The sequence below is a fragment of the Hymenobacter miniatus genome, from assembly GCF_016427455.1.
GTDB lineage: Bacteria > Bacteroidota > Bacteroidia > Cytophagales > Hymenobacteraceae > Hymenobacter > Hymenobacter armeniacus.
Genome location: NZ_JAELXR010000006.1, coordinates 270,724 through 296,190, shown reverse-complemented (window position 1 = coordinate 296,190; position 25,467 = coordinate 270,724). Strand labels below are relative to the sequence as shown.

Sequence of the window (25,467 nt, the reverse complement as noted above, 5' to 3'; positions counted from 1 at the left end):
GCTACCCGGGGATTACAAGCAACGTACCAGCGTCGTTTTGGTGACAGATTGTCACCGATTCGGCCCGGCGCGCAAGATTATCCGACGCGGTGGCGGGATTTGTTTCGGCTAGCCAGAATTTTCCTGACAAGGGGGCGGAAACGGCGGTTGCTAAAGATTTAGCAGTAATCCCAGAATCACTTCTTGGCTGGCGCAACTAGGAAGGTGCGGAGCATATTATCGCCAGCTTGGAAGACCGTAGGTTCAACTCTGTCGCCGATAGCGAAATCAACTTTCAATTTTTTTGGAATATTACCTAGTTGATTGACGGCTTCTAACGTTTCGTTGTTGCTCCACAAATAATTGCCAGTTACGTCGTAGTCTTCAATGGCTGTTATTTCCAGCGTTGATTCAGAAACCATTTTGGCTTCCGCATTTAACCAAAGCTGGCCTTCGTAACCAATAACTGGTAGGCCGATTTCAATTGTGCATTCAGTATCCAAATGCGACGGTAGAAATGTGTCGAGGAAATAGGCAAGTATTTCAGATAAGTTCTCAGCTCCTCCATTTCCTTCAAATGCACCATTTTGTACTGAGTAGCCAACCCAATCAGTAGGAGTTCTTTGAATTAAAACATAATCCAAACTTGCATTTTGCAAACAGGTATACTGCAAGTCTATTTTGACTGCCCATCCCGGATTATCAATTGTTGTGATTGAAACTAAGTATTCGTGTTCCCAATCTCCATTGCAGTTGATGGTATACCAGCGCTGAATTCGTTGTAACAAGTCCATGCAACGAATAACGGCGAATCCGGCGAGTCAGCTACTCGGAAACCCCTGTACCTGCTGCTCCTAATCGGCGGGAAGCGCCGCCAGCACGGCTCGTGGCCCGCTGTGGGGAAGCCGTGGCAGGCTTTGGGGCCGCGAAATGCCTACCCAACTGCGGTTAGGCCTGCCGCCGGGGATTTTGCTAGTTTTACAAAGTGGGACCGGGCGGATGCCTGCCAGAAGTTTACCAGTCTTGAAGACGCGTTGAAAACATTGTTGAATACACGGGCCTGGGGGGCGGCTATAACGGTAGTAGCATTGCTGCTAGGTGGTTGCGCGCAGCCGGCCAGGCCGCCACACTACCGCATTGGGTTCGCGCAGTGCAGCTCGAAGGGGCCGTGGCGCCAGGCCATGCAGGCGGGGATGGAGCGCGAGCTGAGCTTCCACCCCGACGTGCAGCTGCGCACGCTGAACTCGCATGACAACAGCGCGCTGCAGAAACAGCAAATTCATGAGCTCATCGAAAGCGGCATCGACCTACTGATTGTGTCGCCCTACGAATCGGCCCCCGTGACGCCGGCCGTGGAGGAGGCCTACCGCCGGGGCATTCCGGTGGTGCTGCTGGACCGGCGCACGGCCTCGCAGGCCTACACCGCCTTCGTGGGGGCCGACAACGTGGAAGTGGGCCAGACGGCCGCCCGCTACGCCGCCCGGCTGCTGCGCGGCCACGGCAAGGTGCTGGAAGTGCTGGGCTCGCCGGGCTCGTCGGCCACCTCGGGCCGGCACGAAGGCTTCAGCAAGGCCCTGCGCGACTACCCGGGGCTGGAAGTTGTGAGCCAGGTAACCGGCAACTGGACCGAAAGCTCGTTGAAGCCGGGCTTGGTGGATGCCCTGAAGGCCCACCCCGAAGTATCGTTGATTTACGCCCACAACGACGGCATGGCCCGCGCGGCCTACCTCATCTGCCAGGAGCTGGAGCGCGCCGACGAGGTGCGCATCATTGGCGTGGATGGGCTGGCCAGCCCGGGGGAGGGGATAGACTTGGTGCAGCGCGGCATGCTGAAGGCCTCGCTCTTGTATTCGCCGGGCGGCGAAGACGCCATCCGGACGGCCCTGAACATCCTCCACAAGCAGCCTTTCAAGCGCGAGAACATTCTGGGCACCATGGTCATCGACTCGACCAACGTGCTGACCATGCGCCAGCAAACCGACAAAATGGTGAGCCAGCAGCAGGACATTGAGCGGCAGCAAGGCCTGATGGAGCACCTCGAAGCGACCTACGCCAGCCAGCAGCACGCGCTGTATGCGGCGCTGCTGTCGTTGCTGGGGGCGCTGGCGCTGGGCGCGTTTGCCTGGCGCTCGGCCCGCAAAAACCGCCTCATCAACCAGCAGCTGGCCCTGCAAAACGCCGAAAACGTCAAGATTAACCACCAACTGAGCGCGCAGAACGAGGAAATCAGCTCGCAGCGCAACCAGCTGGAGGTGATGGCCGAGCGCGCCCGCATCGATACCGAAGCCAAGCTGCGCTTTTTCACCAACTTCTCGCACGAGCTGCGCACACCGCTCACCCTCATCCTGGGGCCGGTGGAGGAGCTGCTGGGCAACAGCGCCGGTTTCAGCAGCACGCAGCGGCACGACCTCGGGCTGGTGCGCCGCAACACCCAGCGCCTGCTGCAGCTGGTGAACCAACTGCTCGACTTCCGCAAGATTGAGGTGGGCAAGATGGCGGTGCACGCCACCGAGGGCAACCTGGTGAGCTTTGTGCGCGAGATTGTGGACGCCTTCGAGAAGCCCGCCCGCCTGCGCGACGTGCGCCTGCGCTTTCTGGCGGCCGAGCCGGTGCTGCTGGCCTGGTTCGATGGGAACATCCTGGACAAGGTGTTTTTTAACCTGCTGTCCAATGCCTTGAAATTCACTCCCGAGCACGGCCAGATTACCATCAGCCTGCAGGCCGCCGACGAGGGCCGGGCCCTGCAGGTGAGCGTGACCGATACCGGCCGCGGCATCAGCGAGCAGGACCGGGCCCACATTTTCGAGTGGTTTTACCAGGGCGACCAGGGCGCGGTGGCCAAAGGCTCGGGCATGGGGCTGGCGCTGGCCCAGGGGCTGGTGCGCCTGCACCAGGGCCGGCTCAGCTTCAGCAGCCAGGCCGGCAGCGGCAGCACGTTCACGGTGCGGCTGCCGCGCGAGCTGCCCGCCAGCCTGCGGGCCGAGGAGCAGGCCCGTCCCGTGGTGCTTTCGCTCGACGAGCCGGAGCCCATCGAAGCCGAACTGACTGACCTGGCGCCCGCGCCGGCCGAGGCCGTGAGCGAAACGCTGGTGTTGGTGATTGAAGACAACGCCGAGGTGAACGACTTCCTGATGCGCAAGCTGGGGGCCAGCCACCGCGTGCAAAGCGCTGCCGACGGCTACACCGGCTTCGCGATGGCCACCGAGCTGATTCCGGACCTGATAGTGTGCGACGTGATGATGCCCGGCCTGGGCGGGCTGGAAGTGGTGGCCCGGCTGCGGGCCGACTGGCGCACCTCGCACATCCCGGTCATATTGCTCACGGCGCGCGGCGCCCCCGAGCAGCAGGTGGAAGGCGTGCAGGCCGGGGCTGACCTCTACCTCACCAAACCATTCAACCCCACCTTTCTGCTGGAAAGCGTGCGCACCCTGCTGGCCAACCGCGCCCGCCAGCGCGAGCACCTGCGCCGCGAGCTGAGCGTGGACGCGGCGGGCCTGACCACCCAGGCCGACCAGAAATTCCTGGCCGACCTGACGGCCGTCGTCGAGGCCGACTTGTCCAAAAGCAACCTCAGCGTGGAAGACGTGGCCCGCAGCCTGGGCGTGTCACGCATGCAACTCTACCGCAAAGTGAAGGCCGTGCTGAACACGGGCGTCACCGATTTCATCCAGGGCGTGCGCCTGACCAAAGCCCGCGAGCTGCTGCTCGACGATGCCCTCACCATCGCCGACATTGCCTACGAGCTGGGCTTCTCGTCGCCGTCGTACTTCACGGCCAGCTTCCGCGCCCGCTACCAGCTCACGCCCTCCAAGTTCAGGGCGCTGCATGCCTCCACAGCCCCCTGAAACAATCCTGATAATCGTGTCGCAAAAGTGACATCTGCTCTGTGGCAGGTGTCACTTTTTTTTATTGTCCACCTGCTGATTTGCAATAGTTTGTGGTAAAAAAATACGGATTGAACAGGGCGTGATACAATTGCGATAGCGCTGGGCAATCGAGGTGGGGAAATTTGTGCAAGTCTTCCGCAATCGGTTGCGGGAGCATAGACTGTTCCGGGTGCATTCGCCCCAATCGTTTGCACCGGAGATTATCACCTTTTCCCACCCATCTCACCACACCATGATAACTCCCTTACCATTCTTAGCGGGGGCTGGTCCCTTTCGGAAGGCGTTGCTTACCTCGGCCCTGGGCGGCACGCTGCTGGCCAGCCTGGGGGCGGCCCCGGCGGTGCACGCGGCCGGCTTTCGGCCGCTGCCCCAGGCCCGCGCCCTGCGCGACATTCCCGTGACGGGCCGCGTGACCAACGCCGCCGGCGAAGGCCTGCCCGGCGTGACGGTGCTCGTGAAGGGCACCACCATTGGCACGGCCACCGACGTGAGCGGCAACTTCTCGCTGAGCGTGCCCGAGGGCAGCACCCTCGTGTTTAGCTCGGTGGGCTTTGTGCGCCAGGAAGTGGCCGTGGGCAGCAACACGACGTTCACCGTTCAGCTTAAAGACGACACCCAGGCGCTGAAAGAGGTGGTGGTGGTGGGCTACGGCACGCAGAGCCGGCAGGAACTCACTACCGCGGTGACTTCGGTGAATGCGGCGGCCATTGCGCGCCAGCCCGTGGCCGGCTTCGACCAGGCTTTGCAAGGCCAGGCCCCCGGCGTGCAGGTAACGGCGCCCTCGGGCGCCCCCGGCGCGGGCATCAACGTGCGGGTTCGGGGCAATGCTTCGCTCAGCTTGAACGGCTCGCCGCTGTACGTGATAGACGGCATTCCGGTGCTGCCGGACTACCAGCAGGAGCTGACCAACAACAGCCAGCGCCTGAACCCGCTCAACACAATTAACCCCAACGACATTGAGAGCATTGACGTGCTGAAAGACGGGGCCGGCGCGGCCATTTACGGGGTGCGGGCGGCCAACGGCGTGGTGGTCATCACCACCAAGAAAGGCAAGGCCGGCCAGGCCCAGGTGGGCCTGAACGTGTACTACGGCCGCCAGTACCTGCGCAAGAAACTAGACGTGCTAAACGCCCGCCAGTTTGCGCAGGAATACAACGAGCTGCTGGCCAACGCGGGCCGGGCGCCCGGTTTTCCCGACCTGAATAACCTGCCGCCCTACGACACCGACTGGCAAGACGCCATTTTCCGGCCCGCCGACATCCAGAACTACCAGCTGAGCGTGAGCGGCGGCACCGACAAGACCCGCTACTACGTGTCGGGGGGCTATTTCAACCAGGCGGGCATCAACATCCAGTCCGGGTTCGACCGCTACAACTTCAAGATTAACCTCGACCAGCGCGTGACCGACCGGTTTCGGCTGGGCACCACGCTCAACCTGAGCCGCAGCCACACCAACGGCACCGTGCGCTCGGAGGCAGCGCTGGGCAACTCGGGCACGGTGCTGGGCGCCCTGACCCAAATTCCGACGGTGCCGGTGCGCAACCCCGACAATACCTACGGCACCAACCCCTTCACGCTGAGCGATAACCCGGTGGGCAACCTGCTCGAAACCAGCAACCAGGCCATTGTGTACCAAGCGCTGGGCAACGTGTACGGGGAGTTCGACATTCTCAAGAGCCTGACGCTGAAAACCTCGTTGGGGCTGGATTTCCGCACGCAGTCGGAAAACACGTTCTACAGCCGCAACTACCCGGGCACGTCGTCGTCGCCGGCCGAAGTGCGCGGCTCGGCCAACACCGCCGCCAACCAGCAGGTCATCTGGCTGCTGGAGAACACGCTTACCTACAACAAAACCTTCAACGACAAGCACAACCTGACGCTGCTCGGGGGGCAGTCGATGCAGGCCTCGGACCGGTTTACGTCGGGGGCCGGCACGCGCGGCTTTTCCTCCAACGCCGTGCCCTACCTCAACGGCGGCTCCACGGCCTCGGGCATCCCGGGCAGCTACGCCGACCAATGGTCGCTGCTGAGCTTCTTCGGCCGCGCCATCTACAACTACGACGAGCGCTACCTGGCCACGGTGAGCTTCCGGGCCGACGCCAGCAGCCGCTTCAGCGGGGCCAACCGCTTCGGCTACTTCCCGGCCGTGTCGTTGGGCTGGCGCGTGTCGCGCGAGAGCTTCTTCCCGCAGGGCGGCGTGGTGTCGGACCTGAAGCTGCGCGGCAGCTACGGGGCCAACGGCAACCAGGAGATTTACACCTACCAGCGCTTTTCGCGCTACGGCGTGGGCAGCAACTACCAGGGCAGCGGCACGTCCATTCTGGGCGGCATCACCCAGACCGACATCGGCAACGACGTGCGCTGGGAAACCACGGCGCAGTACAACGCCGGCATCGACCTGAGCCTGTTCAGCAACCGCCTCACGTTCACGTTTGACGCCTACAACAAGCGCACCACCGACCTGCTGCTGGGCGTGACCCTGCCCCAGAGCACGGGGGCCGGCAACCTGAGCGTGATTCAGAACGTGGGCACCATCCAAAACCGCGGCATCGAGCTGGGCCTGGTGACCAACAACGTGGACGGCCAGAACGGCGCGTTTGGCTGGAGCACGAACTTCAACGTGACGGCCAACCGCAACAAGGTCATCGACCTGGGCAGTGTGCCCAACGACAAGGGCGAGCAAGTACCGCGCACCTTCATCGGAGGCTACAGCATTCAGCAGGTGGGCCAGCCGCTGGGCGTGTTCTACGGCTACCAGGTGCAGGGCATTGTGCAGTCGGATGCCGAGGGGGCCACGCTGCCCAAGCAAAACAGCGTGGCGCCCAAGGCCGGCGACATCCGCTTCGTGGACGTGAACGGGGACAAGGTCATCACCGATGCCGACCGCACGGTCATTGGCAACCCCAACCCGAAATTCTTTGCGGGCGTCACCAACAACTTCACCTTCAAAGGCATCGAGTTGAGCGTGTTCTTCCAGGGCAGCTTCGGCAACGACATCTACAACCAGAACCGCACCATCACGGAAGGCCAGACCACGGCCCTGAACCAGAGCACGGCCGTGCTCAACCACTGGACGCCCACCAACACGAACACCACCGTTCCGCGCCCCGTGTTTGGCGACCCCGCCGGCAACAACCGCGTGTCGACCCGCTTCATTGAGGACGGCTCCTACGTGCGCCTCAAAAACCTGACGCTGGCCTACAACCTGCCCGCCAGCCTGGCCAAATACGCCGCCCTCAAGAACCTGCGCATCTACGGCACGGCCCAAAACCTGGTGACCTGGACCAAATACTCGGGCTACGACCCGGAGGTGAGCGCCGACCCCTTCTCCACCACTGGCTTCGGCCGCGACTTTGGCGTGTACCCGCAAGCGCGCACCTACACGGTGGGCCTGAACGCCACTTTCTAAGTCGACTTTCTGCTAGCATTCCCATGAAAAAGCACTTTATCCTCCCGATTTGCGCCCTGCTGCTGCTGGCCGGCTGCGACTTTCTCCAGAAAGAGCCGCTCACCAGCATCACGCCCAACAACTTCTTTACTTCGGCCGACGACGCCGAATCGAGCCTCACGGCCGTGTACGACGCCCTGCAGGGCACCGGGGGCTACGGCCAGGACCTGTACGTGGCCGGCGAGATGCCCTCCGACAACGTGACCAGCATCAACGGCGACGTGAACGCGGTGCAGAACATTGCCTGGACGCCCAACACCAGCCAGGTCAACAACATTTTCCGGCAGATGTACGTCGGGGTGAACCGCGCCAACATCGTGCTCAAGTACGTGCCCAACGTGCCGATGGACACCACCCGGCGCAGCCAGATTCTGGGCGAAGCCCGCTTCGTCCGGGCGCTGTGCTACTTCAACCTGGTGCGGGCCTACGGCGGCGTGCCGTTGCGCCTGCAGCCCACCGAGAGCAGCCAGCCCACCGAAACCAACCTGCCCCGCGCCTCGGCCGATGACGTGTACAACGCGGTGGTGAGCGACTTGCAGCGCGCCGCCATTCAGATGCCCGCCGCCAACCCCAACCGCGCCGGCCGCAACGCGGCCGGCGCCCTGCTGGCCCGCGTGCAGCTCACGCGCCGCAACTGGGCCGCCGCGCAGGCCGCCGCCCAAACGGTAATTGCCCGCAACGTGCCCCTGAACGCCACCTTCAAGTCGCTGTTTCCGGCCGAGAACAAGGGCGCCGAGTCGCTCTTCGAGATTCAATACGCCGGCACGGCCGATGGGGGCAGCATCCTGCCCGACCTGTTGCTGCCGCTGCCTTTTGCAACGTATTCCTTCTCGAAATTCAGCATTCCCAGCGCCGAGCTGATTGCCTTTGCCGATACCGTGAACGACCGCCGCTGGGCCTACAACGGCAACATCAACAGCAACGGCACCTTCGTGGGCCGCGACCACGTGAGCTACCTCGACGCCACCAAAAACCGGGCTTCGGGCGCCAACGCCAACGACCGGGGTCCGTTCGTGTTCAAGTGGACCAGCATCGGCGGCAACTTCAACTCGGCCGACAACAGCTACGTGCTGCGCATGGCCGAAGTATTCCTGGCCTACGCCGAAGCTTCGAACGAACTCAACGGCCCCACCCAGGACGCCCTGGACAAGCTGAACCGCGTGCGCACCCGCGCCGGCCTCACGGCCCTCACCACGGCCTCGCCCCAGGCGGCCAGCAAGCAGGCCCTGCGCAACGAAATTGACCGCCAGCGCCGCCTCGAGTTGGCCTTTGAGGGCGAACGGTGGTGGGACTTGGTGCGCTACGCCCGCCACACGCTGGCCGATGGCTCGGCCTCGCACACCGTCACGGCCCTCGACATCATCTCGCGCCGCCGCGCCGGCGGGGCCCGCGACGCCAACTTCCTGCTGTTTCCCATTCCGCAGGCCGAAATCAACACCAACCCCCAGATTCAGCAGAACCCGGGGTACTAGCCATAGCTGTCGCTCGCGGGGCAGGGGCGGGTGATGGTGGGAACAGTTTTCTGCTTCCTGCCCCGGAGCGACATGCTATCCGTTGTTGGGTTGTCCGTTGGGGGCGCCGCGTTTCGGCGCGGGCCGCCAACGGACAACGAACGACTTAAACAAGACCATAACCGTCGACTATCGTACCAGTAACCCATGACATCGCACTACTTATCGCGCTGGGGCGCCACGGCCTTGCTGTCGCTGGCGCTGGTGCCCGGCCACGGCCAGGCCCGCAAAGCGGCGGCGAAACCCGGCCCCGCGACCAGCGTGGCCTGCTGGCTGAGCACCGCCGACCAGAAGCAGCTCCTGCAGCGCCAGCCGGGCCCGTTGGCCTTTGGCACTGCTGCCGCCGCCGGCCCGGTGATTGAAGTGGACGACCGCCAGCGCTTCCAGACCATGGATGGCTTCGGCTACTGCCTCACCGGGGGCAGCGCCGAACTGCTGCGGGCCATGAGCCCGGCCAAGCGCACGGCGCTGCTGCGCGAGCTGTTCGGCACCGCCGACAACGGCATTGGCGTGAGCTACTTACGCCTGAGCATCGGAGCTTCCGACCTCGATGCCCAGGTTTTCAGCTACGACGACCTGCCCGCCGGCCAAACCGACCCCACGCTGGCCAAATTCAGCCTCGCTCCCGATGAGAGGCACCTCATTCCGGTGCTAAAGGAAATTCTGGCCATTAACCCCCGCATCAAGCTCATGGGTTCGCCCTGGAGCCCGCCCACCTGGATGAAAACCAACGGCGAGAGCAAAGGCGGTAGCCTCAAGCCCGAGTTTTATCCCGCCTACGCGCGGTATTTCGTGAAATACCTGCAGGGCATGCAGGCCCAGGGCATTCGCCTCGACGCCATCACGGTGCAGAACGAGCCGCTGCACCCCGGCAACAACCCCAGCCTGCTGATGCTGGCCGAGCAGCAGGCCGAGTTCATCGGCCAGCACCTGGGCCCGGCCCTGAAAGCGGCCAAACTCGACACCAAAATCATTTGCTACGACCACAACGCCGACAAGCCGGAGTACCCGCTTACGGTGCTGGGCAATGCCACCGCCAACCCCTACGTCGACGGTTCGGCCTTCCACCTCTACGCCGGGCCCATTGAGGCCCTGAGCAAGGTGCACGACGCCTACCCGACCAAGAACCTCTACTTCACCGAGCAGTGGGTGGGCTCGAAAACGGCCTTTGCCGGCAACCTGGGCTGGCATGTGAAGCAGCTCGAAATCGGCGCGCCCCGCAACTGGGCCCGCACCGTGCTGGAGTGGAACCTGGCCGCCGACCCGCAGCAGAACCCCCACACGCCCGGCGGCTGCACCGAGTGCCTGGGCGCCCTCACGCTGGCCGGCGATGCCGTGACGCGCAACGTAGCCTACTACACGGTGGCCCACAGCAGCAAGTTTGTGCCGGCCGGCTCGGTGCGCGTGGGCTCGACGAGCGCGGGCGTGCTGCCCAACGTGGCCTACCGCACGCCCACCGGCGGCCACGTGCTGCTGGTGCAAAACGACCAGGCCACGCCCCAAACGTTCAGCCTGCGCTACCAGGGCCACACCGTGCCGGCCACGCTGCCGGCCGGCGCCGTGGCCACCTACGTGTGGTGAGGCTTCCCGCCCGCTGTTTCAAGCCATTCATTCTGCCTTTCCCCATGAATTTCCTTTCCCGCTTCACCTACCTGGCTGCTGTGGCAATGCCGCTGCTGCTGGGCGCCTGCAAGAAAGAGGCGGAGCCCGCCGGGCCCACCACGCCGCCCACGGGCCCGGCGACGCCCACGGGCCCGTCGCAGGTGGCCGTGTGGCTGACGGCGCCCGACAAAACCGCCCTGCTCTACCGCCAGAAGGTGAGCTTGGTGTTCGGGGCCAACACCAACAACGACCCCACCATTGTGGTGGACACCACCCAAACCTACCAGACCATGGACGGCTTTGGCTACACCCTGACCGGGGGCAGCGCCTACGTGCTGAGCCAGATGGGGGCCAGCAACCGGGCCTCGCTCATCCGGGAGTTGTTTGCCACCGACAGCAGCAGCATTGGGGTGAGCTACCTGCGCATCAGCATCGGGGCTTCGGACCTGAGCAGCAGCGTATACACCTACGACGACTCCGGCACGCCCGACCCCGCGCTGGCCAATTTTAGCTTAGCGCCTGAGCAGGCCTATTTCATCCCGGTGCTGAAGGAGATTCTGGCCGTGAACCCCGGCATCAAAATCCTGGGCTCGCCCTGGACGGCGCCCTCCTGGATGAAGAGCAACAACAGCCCCATCGGCGGCAGCCTGCTGCCGCAGTACTACGACGCCTACGCCCGCTACTTTGTGAAATACGTGCAGGGCATGCAGGCCGCCGGCATTCCCATCGACGCCGTGACGCTGCAAAACGAGCCCCTGTACGGCGGCAACAACCCCAGCATGCTGATGACGGGCAGCGAGCAAGCCACCTTCATCAAGAACAACGTGGGGCCGGCGTTCCGGGCCGCGGGCCTGAGCACCAAGATTATTGCCTACGACCACAACCCCGACCAGGCCGGCCTCAGCTTCGTGAGCACCGTGCTGAGCGACGCCGCCGCCAGTCCCTTCGTCGACGGCTCGGCGTTTCACCTCTACGGCGGCTCCATCAGCGCGCTGGGGGGCGTGCACGACCAGTTTCCGGGCAAGAACATCTACTTCACCGAGCAGTGGACGCAGGCGCCGGGCACGGCCTCGTTTGGCGGCGACTTGAGCTACCACGTGGCCAACCTCGAAATCGGCGCCCCGCGCAACTGGAGCCGCAACGTGCTGGAATGGAACCTGGCCAGCGACCAGAACTACGGCCCCCACACGCCCGGCGGCTGCACCCAGTGCCTGGGTGCCCTCACCATCAACGGCAACAGCGTGACGCGCAACGTGGCCTACTACACGGTGGCCCACAGCAGCAAGTTTGTGCGCCCCGGCTCGGTGCGCGTGGCCACCAACGTGCCCACCAACCTGCCCAACGTGGCCTACAAAACCCCCGCCGGCAAGCGCGTGCTGGTGGTGCTGAACTCGGGCAGCTCGCTCCAGAATTTCAATATCCAGTACAAAGGCAAGCTGGTGAGCACCTCGCTCTACGGGGGCTCGGTAGCGACGTACGTATGGTAGGCCGGGCTATTTTGGTGGGGAATACGACCTGCCTGCGGGGGCTGCTGGCCGCTGCGTGGGTGAGTGTGGCCTCCGCCGGAGTAGCCCGGGTGCCTGCGCCCGCCCCGGCGCCCGTGGTGCAGACGCGGGCGGGCCAGCTGCAGGGCACCCGCGACAGCACCGGGCTGCTGCTGTTTCGGGGCGTGGCCTACGCCGCGCCGCCGGTGGGCGAGGGGCGGTTTCGGCCGGCCCGGCCGGTGCAGCCCTGGGTGGGCGTGCGGCCCGCCACGGCTTTCGGGCCCCGGGCGCCGCAGGGCGGCAGCGCCGGCCCGCAGGGCGACGAAAACTGCCTCACCCTGAACGTGTGGACGCCGTCGCTGCGGGCCGCCCAGCCCAAAGCTGTGGTGGTGTGGGTGCACGGCGGCGCCTTCACCGGCGGCTCGGGCGACGACTTCCCGGGGCAAAATTTTGCCCGGCAAGACAGCTTGGTGGCCGTGAGCATCAACTACCGGTTGGGCAGCTTCGGTTTTCTGCAGCTCGGCAGCTTGCTGGGCCCGGCCTACCGGCCGGCCGGCAATGCGGGCGTGCTCGACGTGGTGGCGGCCCTGCGCTGGGTGCACGAGAACATTGCGGCCTTCGGCGGCGACCCCGCCCGCGTGACGGTAATGGGCGAGTCGGCTGGGGCCAAGCTGGTGAGCGCCGTGCTGGCTACGCCCGCCGCCGACGGCCTTTTTCAGCAGGTGATTCTGGAAAGCGGCGGCACCCAGGCGGTGCGCGACACGGCCACGGCCGCCGCAGTGGCCACCCGCCTGCTGGCCGCACTGGGCCTGCGCCCCGACCAAGCCGCCCAGCTCCTGACGCTGCCCACGGCCACCATCATCAGGGCGCAGCAGCAGCTCACCGAGGGGGCTAACGGTTTGCAGCTGTTCGGCCCCGTGCGCGACGGCCGCACCATCCCCGACGAGCCGCTGGCGCATCTGGCCCGCCGGCCCCGCCTGCGCGGGGCGCTGGTGGGCACCAACCGCGACGAAGCCGGCCTGTTCATCGGCCTCTGGCCCAGCCTGAAGCAGCCAAACGCCGAAGTCCTGACGGCCCTGTTCGGAACCAACGGCGCGGCCGTGTGGCGCGCCTACGAGCAAGCCCGCCGCCGCCAGCCCACCGACCAGGCCTGGCTGCAAACCACCACCGACTACCTCTACCGCCTGGCCTCGTACCGGCTGGCCGGCACCCTGGCCGCGGCCGGCCAGCCCGTGTGGCTCTACCGCTTCGACTACCGCCCGCCGGGCGGCGGGGGGCCCGTGCACGCCCAGGAGCTGGCCTACGCCTGGAACTCACTCGGCTCCAAGGCGGCACAAGCCGGCTCCAGCCGGACGCTGGCGGCCGACATGCACCGGCGCTGGGTCAGCTTCATCAAGACGGGCACGCCGGGCGCGGACTGGCCCGCCTATGCGCCCCGGCGGCCGCAAGCCATGCTGTTCGACTCGGTGAGCCGGCCCCGGCCGCTCCCTCCGCCTTACGAAGACAAGCTTTTCCCCAACCAGGCCTTCCGGCTGTAATCTAGCGGCCAGCCAGTTCGCCGGCGGCCCACTTTATCTGTATGCTAAAAACCGTCCTTCCCGTGCTGGCTCTATCCGCCCTTGGGCTGGGTAGCGCTGCCCCGCAAACCCCACCCAAGCCGCCCACCGCTTATTCGGCCGCCGGCCGCAAGGCGCAGGTGTTCACCACCGCCCAGGGCACCAGCCAGCGCCTGGCCGCCGGCCCGGCCCTGGCGTTTGCGCCGGCCGGGCAACCGCTCGAAACCGAAGTTTGCGTGTTCGTCGACCCTGGCCACTCGTTCCAGACCATGCTTGGCATTGGCGGGGCCATGACCGACGCCTCGGCCGAAACCTACGCCCGCCTGCCCAAGGCCGTGCAGCAGGAGTTTATGCGGGCCTACTACAGCCCCACGGCCGGCATTGGCTACACGCTGGGGCGCACCAGCATTCACAGTACCGACTTTTCGAGCGGCAGCTACACCTACGTGGCCGACAAGGACGAGGCGCTGAAATCCTTCAGCGTGCAGCACGACCAGCAGTACCGCATTCCGTTCATCAAGCAGGCCACGGCGGCGGCGGGCGGCAAGCTCACCATGTTTGTGAGCCCCTGGAGCCCGCCCGGCTGGATGAAATCCAACGGCGAGATGCTGCACGGCGGCAAGCTGCTGCCCCAGTACCGCCAGGCCTGGGCCGACTACTACGTGAAGTTCATCAAGGCCTACGAGCAGCAGGGCATCCCCATCTGGGGCCTGAGTGTGCAGAACGAAGCCATGGCCAACCAAAAGTGGGAGTCGTGCCTGTACACGGCCGAGGAGGAGCGGGACTTCATCAAAGGCTACCTCGGGCCCACGCTGGCCAAGGGCGGGCTGGGCGGCCGCAAGCTCATTGCCTGGGACCACAACCGCGACCAGCTTTACCAGCGCGCCAGCACCATTCTCGACGACCCCGAGGCCGCCAAGTACGTGTGGGGCATCGGCTACCACTGGTACGAAACCTGGACCACCAGCGCCATGCTCTTCGACAACGAGCGCCGCGTGCACGAGTCCTTCCCCAACACCAACCTGATTTTCACGGAGGGCTGCAAGGAGAAGTTCGACTTCGCCAAAATCGACGACTGGGGCTTGGGCGAGAAGTACGGCCACTCGATGATTAACGACTTCAACGCCGGCACCGTGGGCTGGACCGATTGGAACGTGCTGCTCGACGAAACCGGCGGCCCCAACCACGTGGGCAACTTCTGCTTCGCGCCCATCATCGGCGACACCAAGGCCGGTAAGCTGCTCTACACCAGCGCCTATTACTACATTGGCCACTTCTCGAAGTTCATCCGCCCCGGCGCCAAGCGCATTGTGAGCAGCTCGAACCGCGACTGGCTGCAAACCACCGCCTTCCGCAACCCCGACGGCAAAGTGGCCGTGGTGGTGATGAACAGCGGCGACAAGCCCCAGGAATTCCAGCTCTGGATAAAAGGGCAGGGGGCCAGCACCACCAGCCCCGCCCACTCCATCGCGACGTATGTGATTGACTAAACACAAGCCACTGTATACCTAACCAGCACGTCATGCTTCGGCTGCGCGGAGCATGACGTGCTGGTTATTAGGTTCTTTCATTGCATGAAACCCCTTCTGCTTTTCTTTCTCACCATCCTCGCGGGCCAGGCCCAAACGCCCTTGCTCCGCGCCGACGGGCCGAAAATTGTGGATGCCCAGCAGCACGAAGTGCTGCTGCGCGGCATGAACCTCGGCGGCTGGCTGTTGCAGGAAGGCTACATGATGAAGCCCGGCTACGGCGGCACCCAGGGCTCGGTAAAAAAGGTGCTCTACCAGGCCGGCCTGAGCGACGCGGCCGTGGAGAAATTCTACCGGCAGTACCGCGACAACTTCATTACCAAAGCCGATATTGATTTCATCGCGCAGCAGGGCTTCAACTGCATTCGCCTGCCGCTGCACTACGACCTGTTCCTGACCGAGGCGCAGCGGGCGGTGCGCAACGGCGTCATCCGCGGCACGGTGCCGTATGCCGGCTACGTGGCCCGGCTGAAGGAATGGCAGCAAAAAGGCGAGCTGTTCCGCGAGCCCCAAAAGCTGGCGGCCATCCGCATCATCGATAAGACGCTGGCCTGGTGCGCCGCCAACAAGCTGTACGTGGTGCTTGACCTGCACGCCGCCCCCGGCGCCCAGGGCACCGATGCCAACATCTCGGATGCGTTGCAGACCAACGACTTCTGGCAGGAACCCGTGTATCAGGATATCACTAACGGGCTGTGGGCTACCCTGGCCCGGCGCTACAAAAACGACGGCCGCATTGCCATGTACGACCTCGTGAACGAGCCCAACCACGTGCCCGGCGGCAACCCGGCCATTCAGAAGATGTTCGAGCGGCTCATCAACACGGTGCGCGCCGAGGGCGACCAGCACCTCCTGCTACTCGAAGGCAACGGCTTCGGCAACAACTACAACGACATCGAGCCCAAGGCCTTCGGCCACCCCGAAAACCTGGTGTATAACGCCCACCGCTACGACCTCAAAAAATACCCGCTCAGCAACGCGCCCGACGCCACCAACCCCGACGCCAACCAGCTCGGCACCATCGGCAACCTGCTGGCCTTCCGCCAGGCCCAGAACGTGCCCGTGTGGGTGGGCGAAACCGGCGAAAACTCGCCCGCGTGGATGGGCGAAGCCGCCCGCAACCTCAACGCCGCCGGCATCGGCTGGTGCCAGTGGACCTACAAGCGCTTCAACGACAAGCCCATTGCCGCCCTGCTGCGCATCAAGCCGCCCTATATCGTCGACGTGAAATCCGCCGCCGAGCTGCCGCCGATTCTGGAAAACATCAAGCTCAAAAACTGCCTGCCGAATCCGGACGTCATCGCCGCGCTAAGGGCGGAGCTGAAAAAGTAAATCGAACTAGAAGAAGAGCAAAAGGAACGGTCATGCTGAGCGCAGCCGAAGCATCTCTACCGCAGTGGTAACTCATTTGCTGCAACGGATGATACCACAAGTATTCGCCGCCCGGTTTGGTGAGGACCGAGCAACGAAGCGGGAGAGATGCTCCGACTACACTTAGCATGACGTTCTTTAATCGTGCTCGCAACCCGCGCATGAAAAACCTGCTGTTCTTTTTGCTGCTGACGCTGCTCGGCAGCACCCGCCTCGCGGCCCAGGCCAGCCCGCCGCCGGTCGGCCGCGTCGTCGTCACCTACCTCGACTCGAAGCTGCTGCGCGGCAACCCCGGCGGCGAAAACCCGCGCCGCCGCGTGAGCGTGTACCTGCCCGCCGGCTACGACGCCGCATCTAGCCAGCGCTACCCGGTGCTCTACTACCTGCACGGCTTCACCTGGAACGACAGCCTGATTTTCAATAAGGACGGCATGAAAACCCTGCTCGACCAGGCCATTGCCGAAAAGCAGATTCGCCCGCTCATCGTGGTGGTGCCCAACGAGCAAACCCGCTTCGGCGGCAGCTGGTACGCCAACTCGGCCACCAACGGCCCCTGGGCCGATTTCACCGCCCGCGAGCTGGTGGCCTTCGTCGACGGGCAGTTTCGAACCTTGGCCCGGCCCGGCAGCCGGGGCCTGGCGGGCCACTCTATGGGCGGCGGCGGCACCCTGCGGCTGGCCCTGCAATACCCCGGCACCTGGGCCGCCGCCTACGCGCTAAGCCCCGCGCTGGTGGGGCCGCACCCCAGCTACCTGCCCGGCCCGGGCCTGCCCCAGGCACTGCGGGCCACCGGCCCGGCGGGCCTGCAGGGCAACCACGCGGCCTTCTCGACAGTGGCCGTGTCGCGGGCCTTCTCGCCCAGCCCCAAAGCCGCGCCCTTTGGGGCCAACCTGCCCGGCTCGCTGGGGGCCGACAGCCTGCGCCGGCGCGATGCCTCGCTGGCGCAGTGGGTGGCGGCCACGCCCACCTACCAGCTGCCCACCCACACGGCAGCCCTGCGCCAGCTGCGTGCCCTGGCCTTCGATTGGGGCGCGCAGGACGAGGTGCGCCACATTCCGCCCACCTGCCGCACGTTTAGTCAGTGGCTCAGCGCCTTCGGCATTCGCCACGCAGCCGAGGAGTACGAGGGCACCCACGGCAGCCGCATCATGGGCCACGATGGGCGGATGTTTCAGCACGTGCTGCCGTTTTTTAATAAGCACTTAGATTTTAACTAACTCCGGTGCGGCGGCCTGCCCGATAGTGGGCCGCCAACTGGTTTTGCTCCGAATTTCGCCGCCGCCGCATGCGTTTGCTCGCCTTCCTGCTTCCGTTCCTGAGCTTCACCGCGCCCATTGCCCCGGCCGCCCGGCCGCCCAGAAAGCCCGTTGTCATTTTGTTCGTCGGCAACAGCTACTTCCATGGCGCCAAGCCGCCCATGCTCAACTACAACGCGGCGGCCATTACCGACGAGAACTTCACGCCCGACCGCCGCGGCCAGCGCCAGCGCATGTACGTGAACGAGCCTGGCCCCTGGGGCGGGGTGCCCGGCATCTTCAAAAAGCTCACCGACGAAGCGGGCCTCAATTACGAAGTGCACATCGAAGCCATCAGCGGGCAAACGCTAAAGTTTCACTACGACAGCGCCTTGGCCATCATTCAGCAGCCGCGCTGGGACCGTGTCATCATGCACGACCTCAGCACCGGGCCGCTGCCCACGCGCCGCGGCGGCCAGCCCGAACGGTTCCGGGAATACGCCACCAAGCTGGAGCAGGCCATCCACGCCGCCAACCCCGCCGCCCGCGTCTACCTCTACCAGACATGGGCCGGCGCGGCCCTCAACTACCCGCCCAACTCGCCCTACGCCGGCCTGCCCCTCGACTCGATGACCGCCGACCTGCACGCCGCCTACTACGGCCTGGCCCGGCGCAACGGCCGCATTGCGGGCGTGGCCCCAGCCGGCGACGCCTGGCTGCGCGCCATTCGCGAAGGCGTGGCCATGCCCAACCCCTACACCCCGGACCCCGCCAAGATGGAGCTCTGGGAAGCCGACCACCGCCACCCCAGCCGCTGGGGCGCCTACCTCAGCGCCTGCGTGGTATTTGGCGAAATCACGGGCCGCGACCCGCGCCAGTTCGGCTCCACCGAAGAAGCGGCCGCCGCCTTGGGCATTAGCCCCGCGCAGGCCGTGGCCCTGCAGCGCGTCGCCGCCGAGCAGCTGAAAGCGGCCCGCAAGAACAAGGGACACTGAACAGGAATGGGTCCGGGAGATGTGCTTCGCTAGCGCCCCGGTTCCGCCAGAAATGCCCGCGTCAGCTGTTCCCAGTCCGCCGAATAGCGCTTCCAGTACGGCTCGTGGCCCACACCGGGGAAGTCATGCCGGGCTTTGGGGCCGGCCAGGTGGGCGAAGATGGCATCGGTTTCGGGGCGGGTTACGCGCGGGTCGGCGGTGCCCCAGAGCAGGAGAGTGGGCGTGTGGATTTGGCTGGCGTAGTGCTCAGCGTTGAGGCCATAGGCCCAGAACCCATTCTGCACCCCGCCCCAGAGTACCAGCAAATCGGCCATCGGGAAGCCGGGCACGTGCATGGATTCGAAGCGGTTGTAGGCCGTTTGGCGCATGTTGCCGTAGGGGCACTCCAGAATATTGGCGGTGGGGCGGACACGTAAATCGGCTTCGGCGCGCATGATAGCCACGGCGCCCATGCTCACGCCGTAGAGTATGAGTGCGTGGTGTTTAGTTGTTGTTGCGCTATCGTTGTCATACAACCATACCACTGAAGCCGCCACGTCATCGGCCTCGCGGTAGCCCACGGTGGTGCGAAAACCGGCCGAGTTGCCGTTGCCGGCTTGGTCCACCAGCAGCACGTTGTAGCCCAGGCGGCGGAAGTGGCCGGCCTCGTGGATGAGGTGCGACTTGCTGCTGGTATAGCCGTGAAACAGCGCGACAGTGCCGCGCACCTGGCCGGTATCGGGCCGAGAGTACCAGGCTTCGAGGGGGCCGTTGGGACTGGCGATGGTCACGGTTTCGACCGGGAAATCGGGTTTTGCCCCGATGCGCGGCTTGGGGTTGCGGATGCCGGTGAGCAGCACCCACAGCTTCCGGCCGGGGCTGAGCTGCTCGGGGTTGGGCGAGTGCACGCCGGGCTCGTTGCTGAAATGCGTGAAGCGCCAGGCATGGAAGAAGGCCACGGCGTTCAGCGCGGCGAAGCCTGCTAGCGAGAGCAGCAGAAGCGGGCGAAGGCGGGCACTTTTTCTCAATGTCGACTGGCGCTGGCTTAGGATTTCAGCGGACGGCGTGGCGTTGGTTGGGGCGCGTTCTCACCTCTTGCCGCCACCTTGCGGTTGGCTGGGTTTTTGGTGGCGGAAAATTTAGCTTTCAGCTTGCGCGATTCTTCGGGCGTCAGTTCGCGCCATTGGCCGGGGGCCAGCTCGCCTAGTTCCAGCTCGTCGATGCGGGCCCGGATGAGGCGCAGGCAGGGCAGGCCCACGGCCGCGCACATTTTGCGTACCTGCCGGTTCATGCCCTGCGAGATGGTGATGGCCAGCCAACTGGTCGGGATGCTGGCCCGGAAGCGAATGGGAGTGCTGCGCTCCCAAAGTTCGGCTGGCTGCGGCATGGAGCGGGCCTGGGCGGGGGCAGTGAGGCCTTCTTTGATTCGCACTCCGCGGCGCAGCTTTTCCAGTGCTTCTTCCGACACGGTGCCTTCTACCTGCGCCCAATACGTTTTCGGAACCTTGAATTTGGGGTCGCTCAAGCGGTGCTGCAGGGCCTTGTCGTCGGTGAGCAGGAGCAGGCCCTCGCTGTCGAAGTCGAGCCGGCCCACGGGGTACACGCCGGGCACGGGCACGATGTCCTTAAGCGTGGCTCGGCCGTGCTCATCCGTGAACTGGGTGAGGACTTCATAAGGCTTGTTGACGAGAATATACCGCATGGCTAGATGTAGCGTGGACGCTGCGAGTCCGCGCGTTAATTCTATTGCCACCACCGCTGCTGTGGCAGCGCAGCGCCCAAAGTTACGGGTTCGCCCAGGTGCGGCGTGGTGATGACCTGGCCCAGGCGGGCGGCCTCGGCGGTAGCGCGGGTCACGGGCTCGTTCCAGGCGTGGAGGCTCTCGGTGAAAGCGCCCCAGTGCACGGGCAGCATCACGGCGGCGCGCACGTCGCGGGCGGCCTGCACGCTCTGCTCGGGCTTCATGTGGATTTCAGCCCAGCTCTCGTTGTATTGCCCGCACTCCACCACGGCCAAATCGAAGGGCCCGAACTGCCGGCCGATGGCCGCAAAGTGCGGCCCATAGCCCCCGTCGCCGGTGTAAAACACGCGCTTGGTGGGCGCCTGCACCACCCAGGAGCACCACATGGTGGAGTTGCGGTTGGTGAGGCCGCGGCCCGAAAAGTGGCGGCTGGGCGTGCAGTGCAGCAGCAGCCCGGGCAGGGTGGCCTGGTCGCCCCAGTTCATTTCGGTGATGCGCTCGCGGGGCACGCCCCAGGCCCGCAGGTGCACCCCAATGCCCAGCGGCACGTAAAACTGCCCCACCTTGTCCTTGATTTTCTCGATGGTCCGGAAGTCGAGGTGGTCGTAGTGGTCGTGCGAAATGAGCACGGCGGCGATATAGGGCAGCTTTTCGGGGGTGATGACCAGCTCGCGGTTGTAGCGGTTGGGCGTGGCCCAACTCACGGGGCCCATTTCCACGCTCAGCATGGGGTCGAGCAGGATGTTCTGGCCCGCGATTTCGAGCAGGCTGGCCGAGTGGCCAAACCAGGTGATGCGCACCACGTCGGGCGTTTTGCGCACGATGGCCAGCGAATCGAGGGGCCGCATCGGCAGCGGGCCGGGCGGCGCGGCCTGGGGCGACTTATGAAACAGGAACTTCCACAGCACCGAAGGCATGCTGCCGCCGGTCATTTCCCGCGTCGGAATCAGGTTCACAAACTCGCCTTTCTTCTCGTCGTAGTGGCCCGATTTCGCAAACGCTTGCTTTTCCAGCCGCGTGGGCGTGCCGCCCAGCTGGGGGCTGAAGTTGGTGAAGGCTACCACGCCAATGAGCAGGGTGCCGAGAATGCCGCCGGTCGTCACAAGAAATTTCTTTACAGATTCACGCATAAGGGTTTATCAGGGACGCGGGGCGGCTTTGCCGTGGGCCAGGGCCACAATGTCGCGCACTTCGAGCACGGGTTTGGTGTAGCCATAGTCGGCTGCGTTTATCATGGCGCGGCCCACTTCCTGCATGGTGCTCACAAACTTGGGGGCCAGCCGCCGGGCCACGGGGTAGAGCCAGGCAATGGCGGGGTACCATTTCAGCAGGTTGCGCTGGCCTTCGGTGGTCTTCATGAAGCCGGGCCGAAACATGTAGGCCGCGCCGAAAGGCATGGCCAGCAACTCGTTTTCGGTGCGGCCCTTCACGCGGGCCCAGTGCTGGCGGCTTTGCTCGCTGCTGTCGGTGCCCACCCCCGACACGTAAATGAACGTCAGGTCGGGGTTGAGGCGGGCCAGGGTGGCACCCACGCGCAGTGTCAGGTCGTGGGTGATGCGCTCGTATTCCTCCTTGGAAACGCCAACCGAGGAAATGCCCGCGCAGAAAAAACAGGCGTTGTAGCCCGTCAGCTGGCTTTCCACGGCGCTCAGGTTTTGCAAGTCGGGCACCACTAGCTCGCTCATTTTGGGGTGGCTGCGGCCGGTGGGCTTGCGCGTGAGCACCAGCACGTGCTCCACGGTGGGGTTTGAAAGGCATTCGAGGAGGACGCCCTCGCCCACCATGCCGGTGGCGCCGGTTAGGATGGCTCGTATTTTCATAGTGGTTCGATGAAGTAGAAGGGAGGACGCAGCGGGAGCAGTTCTACTTTACGCGAACAATAGATGATGGATTTAACGACGATAGGTGGTGGATTAAGTAGAAGGGAATTGCTGCCAAAAAAACGAGAAGTAAAAACGCCAAAATACTTCCCAAGAGCCGTTTCCCGGGCGAGTATCCGGCAAACTCAGTACGGTACAAATGCCAGCGACTAGATTTTAAAAGGGCATAATGAAACCAATAAGTCAACGCCCATTCCACGCCTATGATGCCTAAAAACCATAGCTGGTGGTGGCTGTCGTTGGTCTGCATTCCTACTCTGGGTAGCAAGGCCCCAATGGCAACAAACCCGAATACTGACCAACCCAAATAAGGAATAAGCATCAGTCCAGCCGTGTCAGTTGCCCTATAAGTTACTTGGGCTCCCCAGGACTTTATTTCCGTGGCCATGCGAAAACGAAAGACCTTGTACAAGAGATAGTAATAAAGTTTCATGCTGCGCCGCCTACACGCTGCCCGAGTATTTCCGCAGGGCCCACTCCACCGTCAGAAAAGCCAGCAGCACGAAGAAAATCCACTTCAGATTTATCAAATCCTTGAGGTCTTCCTCGGCCGTAATCACGGGCTTGTAGTTAGCCTTCTGGATGTCCTGCGCCAGCTGGTCGAGCTGCGCCGGGTAATAAAGCCGCGAGCCGCTGCGGCGCGAAAGCTGCGCCAGCAGGTTGTGGTCGGCCTTCGATTCCAGCGCTTCCAGGGGCTGGGCCTGTACCAGGAGCTCACCGGCGTCCTGCTGGAGCTGGCCGCCGAGCGTGGCCCGCGCCTGGTAGCGGTAGAGACCCTCGGGCAAAGGGCCCAGGTGCAGGGGCGACCCGTCCTCGGCGTTGGAGAACGAGAAGCGGCGGGTTTGCTGCTTGGCGTCGGTCAGCACAAGGTCAACTTTCTGGTTGTAGAGCCGCTCAAACACGGCGTTGTAGGTTTCGGCGCCCAGCGTCACGTCGTCTTGCGTGCCGAAGGCGTCCTGCGTGGGGTACACGTCGAGGCGCTTCTTGTTAGCGTTCTGGGTAAGTAGTTGGAGCGTGCGGATGATGAGGCGGTCGTAAGCTTCGGGGCGGTCGTCGTGCTCCACGGCCTCGCTCAGGCGCCATTGCCAGCTGCCGTCGGTGAGCAGAGTGGCCTGGCGGCGCTCCTGCGGGCCCCCAAATACCAGCAGCGGCTTTTGGGTGGCCACGCGGCCTACCTGCTGCCACAGGGCTGCTTCGGCGCCGGCCCCCAGGCGGTAGTCGCCAAACGGTACCGGGGCAGGCGGGTACTGCGCAAAGCGTCGGGCCGATTCTTCGTCGGTGGCGAAGCGGGCAAAGCCGGGGTTGGGCAGCGGCGTCACCTCGTCCGTTTGCGCCCCCCGGGCCTGAATGGTGAGGCCGGCGCCCTGCTGGTTGTAGCTGCCCAGGTCCGACTGCGCGCCGATAACGTAGAGCGCGGGCGTGCGCCGGGCCTTCACCTGGGCCACAATCTCGTTGCCCAGCCCGCCCTGGGCCGGCAGCTGGTGCAAAATGGCCACGTCGAAATCGGCATCGGCCTTGAGCGGGGCCACGCCGGGCAGGGCCAGCGTCAGGTCGAAGTTGTCGTTGGCCAGAATGGCGGCGCGCAGCGCCTTCAGGTCGGGGTGGGGGGCGGCGCCGGCCAGCAGCACGCGCAGCTTGCCCTTCACAATCTCGATGAAAGCCGTGCGCTGGTTGTTCAGCTCCGTAAACTCGCCCGGTTGGGGCACCACGCGCACCTCGTAGCGGCGCTTGCCCGGCGCGGGCGCCGTGAGCTGGAACGCCACGCGGGCCCGGTGCCGCCCAGCCGGCAGCGCCACGCGGCGGGAATCCAGCACGCGGCGGCCCTCGCGCAGCTCCACGGTGGCCGTGCCGCCGGCGTAGCCCTCAAAGCCCAGCTCGGCTTCGATGGGAAATTTGTTGCCACTAAAAGCCACCCGGTTGTAGGTGAGGCCGGTGAGGAGCAGGTCTTTTTTGGGCACGGTGTCGCCCAGGGCCACGCTGTATATCGGGAAGCTAAACTCCGAATAGGCCGGGCTGCGGCCCTGGTTGGCCAGGCCGTCGGACACCAGCACCACGCCGGCCAGGTTGCGGCCGTCGTAGGCGTCGCGGGTGCCGGCCAGCAGCTGGTCGAGGTCGGTGGTGGCGGCCGAAAAGCGCAGCGAGTCAAGGCGGGCCGGGCGGGCCGCCGTGGAAGTAAGCGAGCGGGTTTCGACGCTAAAACCGCGGCCGCGCAACGTTTCGGCCAGCCGGGCCAGGCCAGCGGTGGCCTGGTTTAGCACCGGCTTGGGCGTAAACAGCTCGACGGACTGCGAATTGTCGACGGCCAGCACCACGGTGGGCTGCTCGGTGCGCGTGGTGGTGGTTTTGATGAACGGCGCCAGCAGCAGGTAGCACAAGAAGCTCACCACCGCGAAGCGCAGGGCGGCCAGCGCGAAGTTGAGCTGCTTGCTCCAGGGCGCTTTGGCCGAGTATTGAAGGCCCGCGTAGCCGGCCCCCACGAGCAGGCACAGCGGAATAAACCAGGCAGAATATTGAGTGGTCAGCAAACGAAAGTCGGATTGAATCAGCGCTAAAGGTCGGCACCAGTCGGCAAGGTTGCAGCCGCCCGCTGCTTCAACGGCTGAGCACCGTAACCAGTTCGGGGCTGCGGAAGATGCTGACCGGCGAAATTACGGTTTCCTGCAGCGGCAGCCGCTTGCCGTAGCGCTCCAGCAGCTTGGCCCGCACGGCCGGATGGCTCAGGTCGAAATCCCGCAGCTGCTGCAGCTGCCCCAGCCGGCGACCCAACCCGCGCTCGTACACTTTCCAGATGAGTTCGGAGCAATAAATCCGGTCATCAGACCAGCCGAAATACAGGTCGTAGCTATGGCCCAGCATGGGCTGGCCGGCCGCTTTCAGGCGGGCCAGCGCGGCGGGTGTGAGCACGGCTTTGGCATTGCGCAGCCGCTTGGTCACGAAGTGGCCGCCCTGGCCCCGTGCCATCCAATCGGCCAGCGGCGTCAGCTTCACGGGCTGCACGGCTTCAAATACCTGCCACTGGCCGTTTTGCTGGTAAAGAATGCCGCAGTGGCTGTAGGGCGAGTGCGTGGCGAGTTGAATGGCCCGGCTCTGGGCCGAGAGCGAGGTGTGGAAAATCAGGTCGCCATCGCGGAGTTGATGGCCGAATGAATTTGGCTTTGCGGCTTCATGTTTGAACTGCGCAATGCGCTGCTCTATTGTTTTACGCTTTGCGTACCGGCCATACAAACGCCAAGAAGATGATAGGGCAAATGGAGCGAGGAGTAATGCAAA

Annotated in this window: 18 protein-coding genes; 10 read left to right on the top strand and 8 right to left on the bottom strand. The window is 64.6% G+C overall.

Translation table 11 applies throughout. The features are described from left to right. Positions 1-176 precede the first annotated feature (176 nt). Complete coding sequence (locus tag JAO73_RS12010; protein ID WP_198977270.1) at positions 177-773, bottom strand: immunity 53 family protein; 597 nt, start codon at positions 771-773, stop codon at positions 177-179. Positions 774-875: 102 nt separating this feature from the next. On the opposite strand from JAO73_RS12010, the gene JAO73_RS12005 reads away from it, so the two are divergent. The 10 genes from JAO73_RS12005 (at position 876) to JAO73_RS11960 (ending at position 18,597) form a co-directional block, all read left to right on the top strand. Continuing rightward, entirely contained in the window at positions 876-3,824 is a 2,949-nt protein-coding gene (locus tag JAO73_RS12005) for a substrate-binding domain-containing protein (protein WP_317191224.1), read from the top strand. Between the two features lie 274 nt (positions 3,825-4,098). Then, positions 4,099-7,275, top strand: a complete 3,177-nt coding sequence (locus tag JAO73_RS12000; RefSeq protein WP_198977268.1) for a SusC/RagA family TonB-linked outer membrane protein — start codon at positions 4,099-4,101, stop codon at positions 7,273-7,275. Positions 7,276-7,298: 23 nt separating this feature from the next. Continuing rightward, complete coding sequence (locus JAO73_RS11995) at positions 7,299-8,786, top strand: RagB/SusD family nutrient uptake outer membrane protein (RefSeq protein WP_198977267.1); 1,488 nt, start codon at positions 7,299-7,301, stop codon at positions 8,784-8,786. A 186-nt stretch (positions 8,787-8,972) separates the two neighbouring features. Further along, positions 8,973-10,406 (top strand): glycoside hydrolase family 30 protein, encoded by a 1,434-nt coding sequence (locus JAO73_RS11990; RefSeq protein WP_198977266.1) that lies wholly within the window; start codon positions 8,973-8,975, stop codon positions 10,404-10,406. 44 nt (positions 10,407-10,450) lie between these two features. Continuing rightward, positions 10,451-11,914 (top strand): glycoside hydrolase family 30 protein, encoded by a 1,464-nt coding sequence (locus JAO73_RS11985; RefSeq protein WP_233169165.1) that lies wholly within the window; start codon positions 10,451-10,453, stop codon positions 11,912-11,914. A 14-nt stretch (positions 11,915-11,928) separates the two neighbouring features. Beyond that, positions 11,929-13,449 (top strand): carboxylesterase/lipase family protein, encoded by a 1,521-nt coding sequence (locus JAO73_RS11980; RefSeq protein ID WP_198977265.1) that lies wholly within the window; start codon positions 11,929-11,931, stop codon positions 13,447-13,449. Between the two features lie 62 nt (positions 13,450-13,511). Next, the gene (locus JAO73_RS11975; protein WP_198977264.1) at positions 13,512-14,957 is read left to right on the top strand and encodes a glycoside hydrolase family 30 protein; all 1,446 of its coding nucleotides are present in this window, start codon (positions 13,512-13,514) and stop codon (positions 14,955-14,957) included. A gap of 84 nt (positions 14,958-15,041) precedes the next feature. Then, positions 15,042-16,328: a glycoside hydrolase family 5 protein gene (locus JAO73_RS11970; protein WP_198977263.1), complete on the top strand. Its 1,287-nt coding sequence runs from the start codon at positions 15,042-15,044 to the stop codon at positions 16,326-16,328. Between the two features lie 167 nt (positions 16,329-16,495). Further along, positions 16,496-17,584: an alpha/beta hydrolase gene (locus tag JAO73_RS11965; protein ID WP_198977262.1), complete on the top strand. Its 1,089-nt coding sequence runs from the start codon at positions 16,496-16,498 to the stop codon at positions 17,582-17,584. A gap of 68 nt (positions 17,585-17,652) precedes the next feature. Then, the gene (locus JAO73_RS11960; protein ID WP_198977261.1) at positions 17,653-18,597 is read left to right on the top strand and encodes an SGNH/GDSL hydrolase family protein; all 945 of its coding nucleotides are present in this window, start codon (positions 17,653-17,655) and stop codon (positions 18,595-18,597) included. Between the two features lie 29 nt (positions 18,598-18,626). Here the strand turns inward: JAO73_RS11960 and JAO73_RS11955 are convergent, their stop codons facing one another. The 7 genes from JAO73_RS11955 to JAO73_RS11925 all read right to left on the bottom strand — a co-directional run bounded on the left by JAO73_RS11955 (position 18,627) and on the right by JAO73_RS11925 (position 25,422). Continuing rightward, positions 18,627-19,535 carry an alpha/beta hydrolase gene (locus JAO73_RS11955; protein WP_198977260.1) on the bottom strand — a complete coding sequence of 303 codons (909 nt, stop codon included), beginning with the start codon at positions 19,533-19,535 and terminating at the stop codon, positions 18,627-18,629. Positions 19,536-19,621: 86 nt separating this feature from the next. Next, on the bottom strand, positions 19,622-20,278 hold the full coding sequence (locus JAO73_RS11950) for a pseudouridine synthase (RefSeq protein ID WP_198977259.1): 657 nt from the start codon (positions 20,276-20,278) through the stop codon (positions 19,622-19,624). Between the two features lie 41 nt (positions 20,279-20,319). Continuing rightward, complete coding sequence (locus JAO73_RS11945) at positions 20,320-21,447, bottom strand: MBL fold metallo-hydrolase (RefSeq protein ID WP_198977258.1); 1,128 nt, start codon at positions 21,445-21,447, stop codon at positions 20,320-20,322. Between the two features lie 9 nt (positions 21,448-21,456). Next, complete coding sequence (locus JAO73_RS11940; RefSeq protein WP_198977257.1) at positions 21,457-22,137, bottom strand: NAD-dependent epimerase/dehydratase family protein; 681 nt, start codon at positions 22,135-22,137, stop codon at positions 21,457-21,459. 43 nt (positions 22,138-22,180) lie between these two features. After that, positions 22,181-22,585: a hypothetical protein gene (locus tag JAO73_RS11935; protein WP_198977256.1), complete on the bottom strand. Its 405-nt coding sequence runs from the start codon at positions 22,583-22,585 to the stop codon at positions 22,181-22,183. A gap of 55 nt (positions 22,586-22,640) precedes the next feature. Further along, positions 22,641-24,722 (bottom strand): VWA domain-containing protein, encoded by a 2,082-nt coding sequence (locus tag JAO73_RS11930; protein ID WP_233169162.1) that lies wholly within the window; start codon positions 24,720-24,722, stop codon positions 22,641-22,643. Between the two features lie 67 nt (positions 24,723-24,789). Then, positions 24,790-25,422, bottom strand: a complete 633-nt coding sequence (locus JAO73_RS11925; protein ID WP_233169161.1) for a YiiX family permuted papain-like enzyme — start codon at positions 25,420-25,422, stop codon at positions 24,790-24,792. Between the last annotated feature and the right edge of the window lie 45 nt (positions 25,423-25,467).